Annotated in this window: 15 protein-coding genes; 8 read left to right on the top strand and 7 right to left on the bottom strand. The window is 56.9% G+C overall.

Annotation, left to right across the window (positions count from 1 at the left end):
* Window positions 1-130 precede the first annotated feature (130 nt).
* Complete coding sequence (locus H6A25_RS01080) at window positions 131-658, top strand: hypothetical protein (protein WP_204750165.1); 528 nt, start codon at window positions 131-133, stop codon at window positions 656-658.
* Between the two features lie 344 nt (window positions 659-1,002).
* Here the strand turns inward: H6A25_RS01080 and H6A25_RS01075 are convergent, their stop codons facing one another.
* The 7 genes from H6A25_RS01075 to H6A25_RS01045 form a co-directional block, all read right to left on the bottom strand.
* On the bottom strand, window positions 1,003-2,193 hold the full coding sequence (locus H6A25_RS01075; RefSeq protein WP_204750164.1) for an iron-containing alcohol dehydrogenase: 1,191 nt from the start codon (window positions 2,191-2,193) through the stop codon (window positions 1,003-1,005).
* A 216-nt stretch (window positions 2,194-2,409) separates the two neighbouring features.
* Window positions 2,410-3,156: an amino acid ABC transporter ATP-binding protein gene (locus tag H6A25_RS01070; protein WP_345941561.1), complete on the bottom strand. Its 747-nt coding sequence runs from the start codon at window positions 3,154-3,156 to the stop codon at window positions 2,410-2,412.
* A complete protein-coding gene (locus H6A25_RS01065; protein WP_204750218.1) occupies window positions 3,140-3,826 on the bottom strand; it encodes an ABC transporter permease subunit in 687 nt (228 codons plus the stop codon). Before H6A25_RS01065 ends, H6A25_RS01070 begins: the two co-directional genes overlap by 17 nt.
* 97 nt (window positions 3,827-3,923) lie before the next feature.
* Window positions 3,924-4,727, bottom strand: coding sequence for a transporter substrate-binding domain-containing protein (locus H6A25_RS01060; RefSeq protein WP_204750162.1), 804 nt, complete (start codon window positions 4,725-4,727; stop codon window positions 3,924-3,926).
* 164 nt (window positions 4,728-4,891) lie between these two features.
* The gene (locus H6A25_RS01055) at window positions 4,892-5,707 is read right to left on the bottom strand and encodes a transporter substrate-binding domain-containing protein (RefSeq protein ID WP_204750161.1); all 816 of its coding nucleotides are present in this window, start codon (window positions 5,705-5,707) and stop codon (window positions 4,892-4,894) included.
* Window positions 5,708-5,820: 113 nt separating this feature from the next.
* Window positions 5,821-6,918: a DUF3810 domain-containing protein gene (locus H6A25_RS01050; RefSeq protein ID WP_204750160.1), complete on the bottom strand. Its 1,098-nt coding sequence runs from the start codon at window positions 6,916-6,918 to the stop codon at window positions 5,821-5,823.
* Between the two features lie 14 nt (window positions 6,919-6,932).
* On the bottom strand, window positions 6,933-7,523 hold the full coding sequence (locus H6A25_RS01045; RefSeq protein ID WP_204750159.1) for an inorganic triphosphatase: 591 nt from the start codon (window positions 7,521-7,523) through the stop codon (window positions 6,933-6,935).
* Between the two features lie 205 nt (window positions 7,524-7,728).
* On the opposite strand from H6A25_RS01045, the gene H6A25_RS01040 reads away from it, so the two are divergent.
* The 7 genes from H6A25_RS01040 (at window position 7,729) to mrdA (ending at window position 14,913) form a co-directional block, all read left to right on the top strand.
* On the top strand, window positions 7,729-8,022 hold the full coding sequence (locus H6A25_RS01040; protein ID WP_204750158.1) for a cell division protein ZapA: 294 nt from the start codon (window positions 7,729-7,731) through the stop codon (window positions 8,020-8,022).
* Between the two features lie 43 nt (window positions 8,023-8,065).
* A complete protein-coding gene (locus tag H6A25_RS01035) occupies window positions 8,066-10,162 on the top strand; it encodes a U32 family peptidase (RefSeq protein ID WP_204750157.1) in 2,097 nt (698 codons plus the stop codon).
* Between the two features lie 63 nt (window positions 10,163-10,225).
* Entirely contained in the window at window positions 10,226-10,678 is a 453-nt protein-coding gene (gene dut, locus H6A25_RS01030; protein ID WP_204750156.1) for a dUTP diphosphatase, read from the top strand.
* A gap of 9 nt (window positions 10,679-10,687) precedes the next feature.
* Window positions 10,688-11,290, top strand: coding sequence for a Maf family protein (locus H6A25_RS01025; protein WP_204750155.1), 603 nt, complete (start codon window positions 10,688-10,690; stop codon window positions 11,288-11,290).
* A gap of 13 nt (window positions 11,291-11,303) precedes the next feature.
* Window positions 11,304-12,137 carry a rod shape-determining protein MreC gene (mreC, locus tag H6A25_RS01020; RefSeq protein WP_204750154.1) on the top strand — a complete coding sequence of 278 codons (834 nt, stop codon included), beginning with the start codon at window positions 11,304-11,306 and terminating at the stop codon, window positions 12,135-12,137.
* 4 nt (window positions 12,138-12,141) lie between these two features.
* Entirely contained in the window at window positions 12,142-12,654 is a 513-nt protein-coding gene (locus H6A25_RS01015) for a hypothetical protein (RefSeq protein WP_204750153.1), read from the top strand.
* A 24-nt stretch (window positions 12,655-12,678) separates the two neighbouring features.
* On the top strand, window positions 12,679-14,913 hold the full coding sequence (gene mrdA, locus H6A25_RS01010) for a penicillin-binding protein 2 (RefSeq protein ID WP_204750152.1): 2,235 nt from the start codon (window positions 12,679-12,681) through the stop codon (window positions 14,911-14,913).
* Window positions 14,914-15,024: the final 111 nt, after the last annotated feature.

Below are 15,024 nucleotides of genomic sequence, written 5' to 3'. Positions count from 1 at the left end.
CGCTGTGCAACGCACAGCGTTCTTTTTTTGCCGTAATCCACAATTTTTCTGGGGAGCCTTCTGTAATTTTTCCCAGTGACGCAAAAAATATTTTATTTTATAATAAATGTATCCAAAGGAGGTGTTTCCCGTGAAAAGAAAGACAAAATGGATACTTTCCTCACTGGCCCTGCTTCTTGCCATCGGTCTTGGTGTCGGCGGCTGGCTCTATTATGGCTTCCAGCGGGATCAGATCGCCGCTTTAGAGGACTTTAGCCTTTCCATGAAGATCCTCCAGAAACCCAGCGACAAAAACGAAGGAACGATCACCGTCCAGTGCACTCTACGAAACAATACGCCCTGGCCCCAGCGCATCGCCTACAGCGGCTCGGTGTTTACTCCCTTCTCCTATAATGAAGCCCTGGGCCGGCCCGATCCCACTCTCCAGTCCACTCTCAGCGTCACCGATCAGCCGGTGCTGCTGCCCTTTGAAAGCATCACCGAAACCTACACCTTTGGTTCAGAGGACCGGTATCATTTTTACGCCGGTTGGGGAGAGGGAACCCTGCTGGGATGCAAAGCCCGGTTTTCCTGTATTCCTTTGAAAAAATTTGAAGAAAACCACACTTTTGCAGATTGGAACGAATGCAAAGTGGATCTGAAAGACATCCCGCTGTAACCTGTAACAAGCAAAAAAGCAGCGCCGCGAAATGCGGCGCTGCTTGAGCGTGTCGAAAAAGTGGCTTAGGCCACTTTTTCGAGTTTTTGCAAGGGGCTGGCGGCGAGCCGCCCAGCGTGACGCTGGACCCGTTCCTTTCTTTGCCTTGGCCGGTTGTGTTGACCCGGGCAAAGAATGTTTGCCAGCGGGCGCCCCGCCCTTGAGAAGTGCAAAAAGCCACGCACAGGTCGCGGCTTTTTGCGGATTTATAGGGGTAGGGCGGATGACCCTTTTCGTTATATAGGTTTTTCGACAGTCTGAAGCAGCGCCGCGAAATGCGGCGCTGCTTTTTGTTGTGATCTATTTTAGAAATCGATCTCCAGGTCGTAATAGCAAGCCTTCAGCAGCTTCTCCATCTCTTCCTGGGTGGGGATGCGGGGATTGGTGCCAGTGCAGGCATCGCCAATGGCCAGCTCGGCCACCTGGGGCAGTTTCTCCATGAACTCATTCTCGTCGATGATGCCGCCCTCGTAATCCTTGATGCAGGAGGGGATCTCCAGGGCCTTGTTCATCTTCTTCAGCTCTTCAATCAGGCTGGTAACCAGCTCTTCGGTGTTGCTGCCGGAGAGGTGGAGGAATTTAGCGATCTGAGCATAGCGCTCCGCAGCTTCCGGATTCTTGGCGTTATAGCGAATGACCTTGGGCAGGTACATGGCGTTGGCGCAGCCATGGACGATGTGCCCGCCGGAGAAGGCAGCGCCGGTCTTGTGGGCCATGGAGTGAACAATGCCCAGCAGCGCATTGGAGAAGGCCATACCGGCCAGGCACTGGGCGTTGTGCATCCGATCCCGGGCGGCCATATCTCCCTGGAAGGAGGCGATCAAATCCTCATGGATCATATGGATGGCGTGGAGGGCCAGAGGATCGGTGTAATCGCAATGAGCGGTGGACACATAGGCCTCGATGGCGTGGGTCATGGCGTCCATACCGGTGTGGGCCGTCAGCTTCTTGGGCATGGTCTCGGCCAGATCCGGGTCCACAATGGCCACATCGGGGGTAATGTTAAAGTCGGCCAGAGGATACTTGATGCCCTTCTCATAGTCGGTGATGACGCTGAAAGCTGTGACCTCGGTGGCTGTGCCCGAAGTGGAGGGAATGGCGCAGAAACGAGCCTTGGTGCGCAGGGTGGGGAAGTTGAAGGGGGTGATCAGCTGCTCAAAGGTGGTCTCCGGATATTCATAGAAGGCCCACATGGCTTTGGCCGCATCGATGGGGGAACCGCCGCCCATGGCCACGATCCAGTCGGGCTCAAACTCCCGCATCATCTGGGCGCCGCGCATGACGGTCTCCACAGAAGGATCGGGCTCCACATTCTCAAACAGCTGCACTTCCATGCCGGCCGCCTTCAGGTTGTTCACCGCTTTATCCAGGAAGCCAAAACGCTTCATGGAACCGCCGCCTACCACAACAATGGCCTTTTTGCCTTTCAGATTCTTCAGTTCTTCAATCGCGCCCTTACCATGATACAGATCCCGGGGCAATGTAAATCGTGCCATAGCAATTCCTCCTCAGTTTGCGGCCGTGCCGCATTTGTTATTTTTTTAACGCTTAACCTCAAAAAAAGAACGCCGCAGCGTTTCTTTTGATTTCGGCCTTATTATGCGCCTTTTTTTCCCAAAAAGAAAGAGGCAAAGTGGACAAAACTTTGATATTTTTTTGTCAATATCGCCGAAACAAATGGGCCGGAGGAAAACTCCGGCCCATTTTGAAATTTACAGCACTTTGGACAAGAACTCCTGCAGGCGGGGGTTTTCGGGATGGCCGAAGAACTCCTCCGGCGGCTGATCCACCAACAGATGGCCCTGGTCCATAAAGAGTACCCGGGTACCCACTTCCCGGGCAAAGCCCATTTCGTGAGTGACCACCACCATGGTCATGCCCTGGGCGGCCAGGTCCTTCATAACCTCCAGCACCTCACCCACCATTTCCGGATCCAGAGCCGAGGTGGGCTCGTCAAAGAGCATCACATCGGGCTGCATGCACAGGGCCCGCACAATGGCGATACGCTGCTTCTGGCCGCCGGAGAGCTGGGCCGGATATGCCTGGGCACGATCTTCCAGGCCCACTTTGCGCAGCAGATCCATGGCCATGCTTTCGGCTTCGGCCTGGGGCATCTTCTTCACCTTGATGGGAGCCAGAGTCATGTTCTCCAGCACGGTTTTGTGGGGGAAGAGGTTAAAATGCTGGAACACCATGCCCATCTTCTGACGATGCTGATCCAGATTGATCTTTTTATCGGTGATATCCACACCCTCAAAAATGACGCTGCCTTCGGTGGGGATCTCCAGCAGATTGAGAGAGCGGAGCAGGGTGGATTTGCCCGAGCCGGAGGGGCCAACGATGACCACCACCTGGCCCTTGTCGATGGTCAAGTTCACATGGTCGAGAGCGGTGATCTCCGGGCCGAATTTTTTCACCAGGCCCTGGACTTCGATGAGATGATTAGCGGGCGTCGCCACGGCGCATCCTCCTTTCCACATAACCCAGCAGTTTGGAAGCCGGGAATGTCATACACAGATAGAGAGCGGCAGCCAGCAGCAGCGGACCCATGGTCTGATAGGTGGCGCCGCGGGTCAGGTTGGCGCCGAACATCAGCTCGCTGACGCCGATGGTGGAGCAAATGGAAGATTCTTTTACCAATGTAACAAACTCGTTGCCCAGGGCGGGAAGAATGTTCTTCACAGCCTGGGGCAGCACGATCATGCGCATGCACTGACCCTGGGTCATGCCCAAAGAGCGGGCCGCCTCGGTCTGGCCCCGGTCCACCGCCAGAATGCCTGCCCGGATGACTTCCGCCACATAGGCCGAACTGTTGATGGCCAGAGCGATGATACAGGGCAGGAACATGGCAAAGTTCATAAATCCGAAGAGCATATAGTTGGGCAGCTTTACCGCGCCGAACACGCCATAATAAATAATGGACACCTGTACCAGCATAGGAGTACCGCGGATGATCTCAATAAAAGCGCCGGAAATGAATCTGAGGATCTTGCTTTTGGACAGACGCATCAATGCCAGACAGATGGCAGGGATCACGGCAATGACCACCGTGAGGAAAGCCAGCACCAATGTGTAATAAACACCGTCTCTGAAATAGGGCCAGTACTCCGGCAGGAAGGAGAAGGATATATTCAAGCCGGTAACCTCCTTTGTTCTCTCTCTGTTTTTCGCCTTGGGAAGTGCTCAAGAGCCGGACGGAGCGACTCCCCGTCCGGCCCGTATTTTTTTAATACTCGGAATCCAGGTTGGCCTGGTTGACCATCTCGTCCATCTCGCCGGAAGCAACCACATCGGCGATGACGGAATTGATGTGATCCAGCAGCTCGGTGTTGCCCTTCTTCACGGCAATGCAGCTGCCGGTAGCGTCATAGGGAACCTCAAAATCGGCGATCATCAGATCGGGGTTCTGGGCGATAAAGCCATTGGCCACAGCCACTTCCACGATCACGCCTTCTACCTTGCCGCTGCTGAGGGACATGATCTCATCAGGCAGCTTGGGCAGGGAAACCAGCACAGAGCCGGGGAACTGCTCCTTGGCGATGCCTTCCTGAATGGAACCGGTCTGGGCCGCGATCTGCTGGTCTTTGAAAGATTCCAGGGAAGTATACTTTTCGGCATCCTCTTTGCGGATGATGCAGCACTGTTCACCGAAATAATAAGGATCGGAGAAGTCCACCTGCTTTTTCCGCTCTTCATCGGGGGACAGGCCGGCGGCCACAAAATCAACGCTGCCATTGTTCAGCTCATTGAGCAGGCTGTTGAAGTCCATGTCCTTGATCACCAGCTCTTTGTCCATCTCTTCGGCGATCTTCTTGGCCAGAGCCACATCGAAACCCAGGATGGTGTCCTTGCCGTCGACCATCTTATGGAACTCATAGGGAGCAAAGTCGGCGGAAGTGCCCAGCACCAGCTGGTCCTTTTCCTCTTCCTTTTCACCGCCGCCTGCCTGGCCTTCTTCCTTGGTGCAGGCCGCCATGGAAAGGGTCATCACAGCTGCCAGCAGCAAGGCTGCAAATTTCTTCAGTTTCATCTTCATTTCCTCCACAGTAATCCCCATAAGGGGCGTTTTGATTGCGTGCAATAATTATACATCGCTATTCATATTGATTCAATAGCAAAATACCCATCAACTTGTATGAAATCCCCCAATGGAAAGGGAAAATACTGGTTCAATGTGACGGAAGAGTGAAAAAATCATTCCTCCGAAGGGGCCTGGGCCTTGGCTTCTTCCATATACTGATCGAACAGCCCCTGCTCCTTCACTTCTTTCACCGTTTCATTGATTTGCTCCAGCAGCTGGGTGTTGCCCTTTTTCACCGCCACAGCGCAGGTGCTCTCTTCATAAAACACCTCAAAGGAAGCCTGGGCCAGATCGTCGTTCTCTGCCAGGTAGCCATCGGCAGTGTCTTTATCCATCAGAACAGCATCCACCTTGCCGGTTTTCAGCTGCATGATCATATCGGGCACCTTGCCCAAAGAGACCAGGGGAGAGTCGGGCATCTGATCCTTGGCCACTTCTTCATGGATAGAGCTGGTCTGGGCCGCTACCGAATGACCGGCCAGGCTATCAGGGGTGGTGTAGGTATCCACATCTTCCGCCCGCACCAGACAGCAAATGCCGCCGGTATAATAATAATCGGAAAAGTCCACCTGCTGCTTCCGCTCTTCATTGGGAGCCATGGAAGCGATGACAAAATCCACCGTGCCATTGTTCAGTTCATTGAGCAGGCTGTTAAATTCCATATCCTTGATTACCAGCTCTTTGCCCATGTCGTCGGCGATCTTCTGGGCCAGGGCCACATCGCAGCCCATGATGGTGTCCTCGCCGTTGACCATCTTGTGAAACTCAAAGGGAGCGTAGTCGGCCGAGGTACCCAGGACGATCTGGTCTTTCTCCTCCTGGTTCTGGGAGCCGTTTCCGTTTTGTCCCTCTTCCTTGGTGCAGGCAGTAAGAGTGGCGGCGGTGATACCCGCCAAAAACAGGGCGGTGAGTTTTTTCAGCAGTTTCATTGCAATTCCCTCCATCAATCTGAAATGCATCCGCGTTGTCTTTGATGGGATAATTATACGATACTCCGCATAAAATTGCAATAGTTATTTATTCATCATTCTGCATAAATTTCTCATTCCAAACCGTCCAGCGTATAGGCAATGAGCAAGTCCGCCATATTGCCGTAACTCTGGATGCCGGCGGTCTGGTTCTGGGCTTTCAGATAGGCATCGTTGACGGCCGTGCCCGCCGTTTTGGCCGGGCCTTCGAACTGACTGAGGTAATCGTTGAGAGCCCGGATATCCCGGCGAAGATTTTCTCCCACCTGACTGCTGAGCAGGGAGGACAGCTCCGGAGACACATCGTAAAGGGCATTGGACAGATAAATATAGCCGTTGATGACGCCGCTGTACCGCACCCCTGGGTCATCGCTGGTCACACAGGCCAGATAGGCAGAAAAGCCTGCTTCATCCTCAGGAGCCACTCCCAGACAGTGAGCCTGTTCATGGGCGATGTTATAGGCCAGATGGGTGCTCACCGTGGGCCCTACAGTGGGTTCGGCGGTAAAGGGGAAGTAATAGCCTGCAATACCCACCCAGGGCATCAGTTTCCCCAGCAGCCGGGCCTGCTTTGCCATAGTCACCCGACCGGCTCCATAGACCGGATAGCTTTCGCCCAGTTTTTCATACTGGGCGCCGGTCTCCTGGCTGAGGGCGGAAAAATCCCCCGCCAAAAAAGTACCGTCTTCCTCCCGGGGCGCCTGATCGGCCAGCTCATTGGCCTGCCGGACAAGGATCATGGCGCTTTCCATCAGTTCATCCACCGACCGGGGCCGCACGGAAAGGCCCAGTTCCTCTGCCAGGGAAGGGGCCTGATACTGTACGCCCCACAGGAAGGTAAAAGCACCGCCCAGCCAAAGGGCCAGCGCCGCCACAGAGCAGAGCCCCCGGAGAAATCCCCGGCCTTTTCCCCGGATGGCGCCGCCCAGAAGAAACCAAAGCACCAGCGCTGCGGCCAGGGCCAGAAACACCTCCGAAAGGGGAAGGGGGATCTTTTCGGTGCAGAAGGCGATGGCCCCTGTCACCGCCCGGGCCATGGCCCGGCTGCCATCACCGAAAAAGCGCCCCATCAGTAAAACGATGCACCAGAACAGTCCGCCCCACAACGCTCCGGGAAGGGCCCGGCCCAACAGCTGCCGCAGTTTTCCATAGCTCCTTTTCAAAAAGGTCAATATGTTCCGCCCCCTCATGCCAGAAGCTCCATGGCCCGGGCGAATTTGGATTTTTCCCAGCCTTTCAGGCCCAGGCCCTTTTCCAGTTCCCGGCGCAGGGTGTCAAACTCCTCTTCGGGGCCCTCTTTCAGTTCCAGCTCCCATTCGTCGATGGGTGCCTCTTTGTCTCCGGCCTGGATGCGCCCTTGATCCCTGCACACTTCCACCACCAGCCCCTCACGGGAAAACAGGGCGGACAGGCGGCAAAACTCCATCCGGGCCTTTTCCTGAAAGGGCCCTCTCAAAACATCCCGCCAGTTTTCCGGCAGATCGGATCGGTTCAGCAGAGCCTGTACCCCTTGATCCAGTGTGTCCGCCTTTTCTTCGATCTCCACCCGGCGGGCTACCCCATCCTGCACTCCGCCGCCTTTGACGGTGCACACCGACTCCGGCCCTTCCTGACGCAGGCGCAGGGCAAAACCGGCCTTGGCACAGCCGGATTCCGGCGTATCATAATAGAGGGCGCTCATGGGCGTTTTCTTCCGTGGCCCCAGAAAGGGAGCCAGAAGAGGATGGGCAAACAGGTCCATGCCTTCCTCACCTTTGTACTTCACTTCGATTTCCATGGTCTGCTCCTTTGCTCCGCAGATGATCTGCGGCCATACCGTGTGGATCCTGTCCATTTTATATGGGTATTGTATCACGGCCCGTCCATCGTCTCAAGAAGGGGGTTTTTTCCCTTAACAAACAGCAGTTCCTATGATATACTTTTATATTAGGTATATTATCCTTAGAAAAGGCGGCCAAAGCCGCCGGAAAGGGCGGGTTTCTGTGAAGAATCGAGTGACGGTGACCATTGGAGGCATGGAATATCATCTTCTGGCCGATGACGACCCCCAATATGTGAAAAAGACCGCCGAGCTGGTGGACCGCAAACTGCGGGAAGTGCAGCATGGTTCTGCCAATCTTTCGGCTTTGACAGCGGCAGTGATGGCCGCTTTGAATATTGCAGACGATTATTATAAAGCCCAGGCCTCTTCGGACAGCCTGCGCAGCCAGATCCGGGAATACGCCGATGAAGCCGCTTCCCTGCGGGCTGAGCTGGCCCGGCTGAAACGGGGATAACCGGACACCCCAAAAAACAGACCAGGCAAAGGAGGAAAAAGCCATGGCTTTGGAGCTGATGAGCCCTGCCGGTTCTTTGGAATCGGCCATGGCCGCCATTGCCGGCGGCGCCGACGCCATTTATTTCGGCGCCGGGGATTTTAACGCCCGGCGCAGCGCCAAGAACATTTCCGGAGAAGAGCTCCCCGAGCTTTTGCGCTATTGCCGCCTGCGGGGCGTGCACACCTATGTGACGGTGAACACCCTTCTCACCGACCGGGAACTGCAAAAGGCCGCTTCCCTCATCGCTACGCTGAACCGGGAGGGCGCCAGCGCCGTCATCGTCCAGGATCTGGGCGTAGTGCGCATGGTGCGGGCTCTGGCCCCCGATCTGCCGGTGCATGCCTCCACCCAGATGACCGTCCATGATCTGGCGGGGGCCATTGCCTGCAAAGAGATGGGCTTTTCCCGGGTGGTGCTCTCCCGGGAGCTGCCTTTGGATGAGATCCGCTTTATTACAGAACGCTGCGGCATCGAAACCGAAGTGTTCTGTCATGGCGCCTTGTGTATGTGCTATTCCGGCCAATGCTATCTCTCCGCTGCCATCGGCGGCCGCAGCGGCAACCGGGGCCTGTGCGCCCAGCCCTGCCGCATGGCCTATGGCTTCGACGGCGGAAAGCCCGCTCCCTGGCTCAGCCTGAAGGATCTGTCCCTGTGCACCCACTTGCAGGAGCTGGAACAGGCCGGGGTGGCCTGCGTCAAGATCGAAGGCCGGATGAAGCGGCCGGAATACACCGCTCTGGTCACCCGCATCTACAAACGGGCCATCCAGCAGGGAAGAGCCCCCACCCAGGAGGAAATGCAGCAGCTGGAACAGGTTTTCTCCCGCAGCGGCTTTACCGATGGGTATTATACAGGAAAAACCGGTCCCCAGATGTTCGGTGTCCGCCGGGATGAGGATGCCCGGGCGGCCCGGGGCGTTTACGCCCAGGCCCGCCAGATCTTTGAGGGAAAGGAAGAGCCCCGGGTGCCCATTCATTTGTCCTTCACCGCTCTGGATGGGCGGGAGATGAAGCTGACCGCCACCGATGGGGACGGTTTTTCCTACGAAGCCCAGGCCCCTATGGCGGAACGGGCCATTTCCCGTGCCACCACCCAGGAAGAAGTGGCACGGAATCTGTCCAAAACCGGCGGCACGGTGTTTTATCCGGAAAAGATGGACATTACTCTGGACCCCATGCTGCGCATCCCGGCCAGCACCATCAACGCCATGCGCCGCCAGTGCCTGGACGGTCTTACCTCTTTGCGCCGCCGGCCGCCCCGGCGGAGGGAAGGGGAGTGGCAGCCCGGTCCCCGGCGTCTGGAACACCAGGGGGAGCCCGGCCTGATCTTCCAGGTGCAGCGGTTTGACCAGCTTTCTGCCCCTCTTCTGGTTCTCCAGCCGGACTATATATATCTGCCCCTGGAGGAATGCGTCCGGCATCTGCCGGAGTGCATCGCCCTGCAAGAGGAAAAGGGCATTCAGGTGGCTGCGGTTCTGCCCCGAATCATGTTTGATAGCCAGTGGCCTCCTTTCCTTGCGATGCTGCGCCAATGCAAAAAGGCGGGGATCGGCCAGGTGGTGTGCTCCAATGTGGGCCATGCCGCCCTTCTGAAGGAAAGCGGCTTTGCCCTGCGGGGTGATTTTGGGCTGAACATCATGAATTCCCAGGCGCTGAAAGAGCTGAAAGCCCAGGGGCTCCAAAGCGCCACCCTGTCTTTTGAAATGACCTTCCCCCAGATGCGGGATGTGAGCAAGGCTTTGCCCTGCGAAGCCATCGTCTATGGCCGTCTGCCCCTGATGATCTTTGAAAACTGCGCCATCCGCCGGGGAGCGGGAAAATGCGCCTGCAAAGAAGGGCAGCATTTCCTTTCGGACAAGACCGGCCGCCAGTTTCCCCTCTTTCCCGAGGCGGGATGCCGCAACACCCTCTACAACAGCGAACCGGTGGTGCTCAGCGACAAAAAGAAGGATTATACCCGTCTGGGCCTTCGCCATGTCCGCCTGTGCTTCACCACTGAAAGCGCCCAGGAATGTGCCGCCGTGGCCCGCCGCTACGACCAGGGCCTGGCCATGGAAGGACGCTTCACCCGGGGTCTTTATTACCGGGGCGTGGAATAAATCCATAAAAATTTTCTTTTTGTTCGCCAAATCTTCTGCCTGATGCGTTAAGATAGGAGTACTATGGAAACACTAAAAATACAATGTATCCCTGATAAAATGGGCCGTCTGGCCCCTGTGCCCCAATATGCCACCCCTGGCTCCTGTGCCATGGATCTGCGGGCTTTTCTCCTGGAACCCATGACTTTGAAGCCCATGGAGCGGGCCGCCATCCCCACGGGCATCGCCATTCAGCTGCCACCCCTCCATGCCGGGCTGGTACTGGCCCGCAGCGGCCTTGCCACCCGCCAGGGACTGGCTTTGGCCAATGGAGTGGGGCTCATCGACACCGACTACCGGGGAGAGATTCTGTGCAGCGTCATCAATCTTTCCTCCTCTCCCATCACTGTGCGGGACGGCGACCGGATCGCCCAGCTGATGGTGGTGCCGGTGGTGCAGGCCCAGCCCATGCCCTGTGAAACCCTGGATCCCACAGAGCGGGGGGCCGGCGGTTTCGGCTCCACCGGCCGGAACTAAGGAGGGCCTATGCTGATTCTGGCTTCCGCCTCCCCCCGCCGCCGGCAGCTGCTGCGGGGGCTGGGGCTCGCTTTTGATGTTCGCCCCCAGAACTGTGAGGAAATGAGCAACGCCGCCCTTCCTCAGGATTATGTCACCCAGATCGCTTTGCAAAAGGCCCGCAGCGCTTTAAAGGGGGCCGGGGAAGAGGATGTGGTGCTGGCCGCCGACACCGTGGTCTGTCTGGAAAACACCATTCTGGGCAAACCGGGCACTCTGGCCCAGGCCCGTCAGATGCTGGAAATGCTCTCGGGCCGCACCCACAAGGTGTGCACTGGCCTGGTGCTCATGAGCCGCAGCCGTACCCTGACCCATTGGGAAGAGACGGCGGTGACCTTTTACCCCCTGTCCCGGGACATGATCGATTGGTATCTTTCCACCGGCGAGCCCATGGACAAGGCCGGCGCCTATGGCATCCAGAGCAAAGGCGCTTTACTGGTGCAGCGGGTGGAAGGGGATTTTTACAATGTGGTAGGCCTGCCTCTGGCGCCCCTGGCCCGGCTGTTTTCGGAAATGGGGCTGCCCTGGGCGGGAGAAGGGGGCAGCGGGCCCCTGTCAAACGATCCGGCGTGAGGTGCCGCAGAACATGAAACTTTTTTCTTCCAAACTATTTTGCTGGGCTTTGGCCCTGTTTTTGTGCGCCTCGGTGCTGCTGGGGTTCAACCTGGCCACGGGCAGGCTCTCTTTTCTTACCAACGGTACCGGCGTGCTGGTGACCCCGGTGCAGCAGGCTCTGACCCGGGCCGGGAATTTTGTCAGCGATGTGTTCGGCTATTTTTACCGCTATGACAGCCTGGTGGAGGAAAACCAGGAGCTGGAAAAGCGGGTGCAGGAGCTGGAACAGAAGGAGCGGGAATATTACGCCGCCATCGACGAAAACACCTATCTGCGGGAGCTGGCCGGTCTACGCCGGAAAAACTCCCAGTTTGAATACGAGCTGGCCGAGGTGATCGGTCTTTCCAGCGACGGCGTCTCCACCACCTATACCCTCAGCCGGGGGGAAAAGGATGACATCGAAGTCAATGACGCCGTGGTCACAGGCGACGGCCTGGTGGGGTATGTATCCAGCGTGGGCTATAACTTCTGCGAGGTCAAACCGGTGACCGACATTTCCCTGAAAATGGGTGCTGTGATCTCCCGCACCCGGGAAGTGGTGGTGGCCCAGGGCAGCTATGACCTGGCGGAGGATGGACTTCTGCGCCTGTCCTACCTGAAAAACGACAGCGATGTGCTGGTGGGCGACACGGTGGAGACCTCGGGCTACGGCGGCATTTTCCCCAAGGGACTGCTCATCGGCACCATCACCGAGGTGCTCCCCGAAAGCCACGGCATCTCCACCTATGCCAAAGTGAAACCGGCCGCCCAGCTGGATTCTTTGAAAAAGGCATATATCATCAAGTCCTTTACCATCACGGAGTAAGCTCATGCAAGAAAGAAAAAATTTTCGCTGCCGGATGGCTCTGTATGCATTGCTTCTGCTTGTGTGTTTTCTGCTTCAGTCCTCCCGGGGCACGCGCCTTGTTCTGTGGGAGGCCTCTCCCGATGTGCTTCCCTTCCTTTTTGCAGCGGTGGCCCTGTTTGAGGGCCCCTTTGTGGGAGCGATCTTCGGCTTTGCCGGGGGAATCCTTCTGTCGGTCAATTCCACTGCCCCCGAAGCCCTTTTGTCCATGTATTACAGCCTGGGCTGCTTGGGCGCAGGTTTTTTTGCATCCCGCTATATGCGGAGAGTGTTCCCCACGCTGCTGATGTGCGGCATTTTTCTCTCTCTGTTCAAAACCCTTTTGTCCTTTTTCTTCTTTTATGCCCTGGTCTATGAAGCCCATTCCCCAGGGCTATTGCTCACGGCGGGGAAAAGCCTTCTGCTGTCCCTGCCTTTTTCCCTTGTGGTCTATCTGATCGTCAAACACATTCATTCCCGCTTCACCGCAGAGGAATGACCCTGCCCCCGGAGAGGATCGTTTATGAACCGAAGAAGTCAACTGAAACGAATGGCCCTGCTCAGCGGTTTTCTGGTGGTCGCCCTGGGCCTGATGGTGCTGCGCCTTGTGGATCTGCAGATTGTCAATGGCGCCGCCTATCGGGAAGAAGCCCAGCGGAAGATCCTGCGCACCTATGACCAGCCGGCCTCCCGGGGCGAGATCCTGGATTGCTACGGCCGTCCGCTGGTGTCCAATACCCTGGGCTTTTCCATCTCCTTCGATTACTATTCCTGGGAAAAAGAAGAACAGAATCAGGTGATCCTGGACATCTGCGCCATCACCCAGCAGGCAGGCCTGGAACATTATGACACCCTGCCCATCACAACCGATGCCCCCTTTGCCTACACCTTTGCCTCTTACGAAGAAGACACGGCCAAAAACCTCCGTTCTTTCATCGAGGACAACGAAAAGCTGTGGCGCATTCCGGTGGAAAAGGATGAGCTGAAGGAAACGGCCAATGAAAAGCCGGAGAAAGATGCGGACACCGATGAGCAGGCGGTACACTCGGCGCTCCAGGCCCTCAGCGCCGTGGTGGACCAAACCGCCCCCGACTACATCGTGCGAACCCTGGAAGATCTGTCGGCTCCGGAGCTGATGGAGCTTTTGCGGGAGAAATACGACATCGATCCCTCCCTCTCCGATGGGGAAGCCCGGCTCATTGCCGGTGTCCGGTATGAAATGGACCAGCAGCAATTTTCCTCCTACAACAATCTTTACACCTTTGCCAGTCAGGTGGATGTGGAAACGGTGTCCCTGGTGGAAGAGCGGAGCAGCCAGCTGCCCGGCGTCACCATCACAGTGGACAATATGCGCCAGTATGACACCACCTATGCCTCCCATGTGCTGGGCCGGGTGGGGAAGATCTACCGGGAAGAATACGATGAGCTGAAGGACCAGGGCTACGGCCTCAATGACACCATCGGCAAGGACGGCCTGGAAAAAGCCTATGAATCCTATCTCCGGGGCATCGACGGGGAAAAGGCGGTGGAGACCAACATCGACGGAGATATCACCAATGAGACCGAAACCAAGCAGCCTCAGCCGGGAAGCAATGTGATCCTGACGCTGGATCTGGATCTGCAGGCCGTGGCCGAAGAATCCCTGGCCAGCACCATCCAGTCCATCAAAGAGCGGGGCCAGCGCAACCACACCAGCGGCTGGGATGTGGAAGGGGGCGCCGCAGTGGTCATCGACATCGACACCGGCGGCATTCTGGCCTGTGCCTCTTATCCCACCTACAATCTGGCCACCTTCAACCAGGATTACCAGATGCTCTATGACGACCCGCTGAAACCCATGTTCAACCGGGCCATCATGGGCGCTTATCCTCCCGGCTCCACCTTCAAGCCGGTGACCGCCCTGGCCGCTTTGGAAAGCGGCACCATCACCCCTTCCACCAAGATCCGGGACGAGGGCGTTTACACCTATTATGCCTCCAGCGGTTATACCCCTGCCTGCTGGATCTGGAACGACAAGCGGGGCACTCACGGTCTTCTGGATGTGAGCGGTGCTCTGAAATACTCCTGTAACTACTTCTTCTATGAAGCCTCCCGTCTCATGGGCATCGACACTCTGAACTACTATGCCAAACAGCTGGGTCTGGGACAGAAAACCGGCGTGGAACTGCCCGGCGAAGTGGCAGGCAACCTGGCCGGCCCGGAAAGCCGGGAAGCAAACGGCGAGACCTGGTGGCCCGGCGAAACCCTCCAGGCCGCCATCGGCCAGAGTGAACAGCAGTTCACCCCCATCCAGATGGCAAACTATATGGCCACCATCCTCAATGGCGGCACCCGGTACCGTCCCCACTTCCTCAAGCAGGTGATAAGCTACGATTACACCCAGGTAGTGGAAGAATACCAGCCGGAAGTCCTGGCCGAGATGGATATCTCCGAAAGCACCATTGAGGCCATCAAGGAAGGCATGCGGGGTGTGGTTACCGACGACGGCACCGCCGCCAGCGTTTTCCGGGATTATCCCATTGCCGTAGGCGGCAAAACCGGTTCGGCCCAGACTACTGCCAGCAAGAGTCAGTCGGCCCACGGCGTCTTTATTTCCTTTGCCCCCTATGACGATCCCCAGATCGCCATATTTGTCCTGGTGGAGCACGGCGGCAGCGGCGGCAATGTGGCTCCCATCGTCCGGGATATTTATGACGCCTATTTTGGCAAACAGACCAATCCCGATCCGGCGCCTCAGGAAAACACTCTGATTTACTGATTTTCTAATGGGCCGCCATTGATTTTCCATTGCATGCCGGCATCTGATACAGTATAATAAAATCATTATGGGGAAAATGCTCCGCCGCCTTTGGTGGCGGAGCACAAACGG

The sequence above is a fragment of the Intestinimonas butyriciproducens genome (genome assembly GCF_016901775.1).
GTDB lineage: Bacteria > Bacillota > Clostridia > Oscillospirales > Butyricicoccaceae > Pseudobutyricicoccus.
The sequence above is the reverse complement of the archived record's forward strand: the minus strand, read 5'-3'. Positions and strand labels throughout refer to the sequence as shown.

What these genes read in the sequence shown, in the direction of transcription:
- H6A25_RS01075 (WP_204750164.1), bottom strand. Translation starts at nt 2,193, where the DNA reads ATGGCACGATTTACATTGCCCCGGGATCTGTATCATGGTAAGGGCGCG.
- H6A25_RS01060 (WP_204750162.1), bottom strand. Translation starts at nt 4,727, where the DNA reads ATGAAACTGAAGAAATTTGCAGCCTTGCTGCTGGCAGCTGTGATGACC.
- H6A25_RS01055 (WP_204750161.1), bottom strand. Translation starts at nt 5,707, where the DNA reads ATGAAACTGCTGAAAAAACTCACCGCCCTGTTTTTGGCGGGTATCACC.
- H6A25_RS01045 (WP_204750159.1), bottom strand. Translation starts at nt 7,523, where the DNA reads ATGGAAATCGAAGTGAAGTACAAAGGTGAGGAAGGCATGGACCTGTTT.
- H6A25_RS01035 (WP_204750157.1), top strand. Translation starts at nt 8,066, where the DNA reads ATGGCTTTGGAGCTGATGAGCCCTGCCGGTTCTTTGGAATCGGCCATG.
- dut (WP_204750156.1), top strand. Translation starts at nt 10,226, where the DNA reads ATGGAAACACTAAAAATACAATGTATCCCTGATAAAATGGGCCGTCTG.
- H6A25_RS01025 (WP_204750155.1), top strand. Translation starts at nt 10,688, where the DNA reads ATGCTGATTCTGGCTTCCGCCTCCCCCCGCCGCCGGCAGCTGCTGCGG.
- mreC (WP_204750154.1), top strand. Translation starts at nt 11,304, where the DNA reads ATGAAACTTTTTTCTTCCAAACTATTTTGCTGGGCTTTGGCCCTGTTT.
- H6A25_RS01015 (WP_204750153.1), top strand. Translation starts at nt 12,142, where the DNA reads ATGCAAGAAAGAAAAAATTTTCGCTGCCGGATGGCTCTGTATGCATTG.
- mrdA (WP_204750152.1), top strand. Translation starts at nt 12,679, where the DNA reads ATGAACCGAAGAAGTCAACTGAAACGAATGGCCCTGCTCAGCGGTTTT.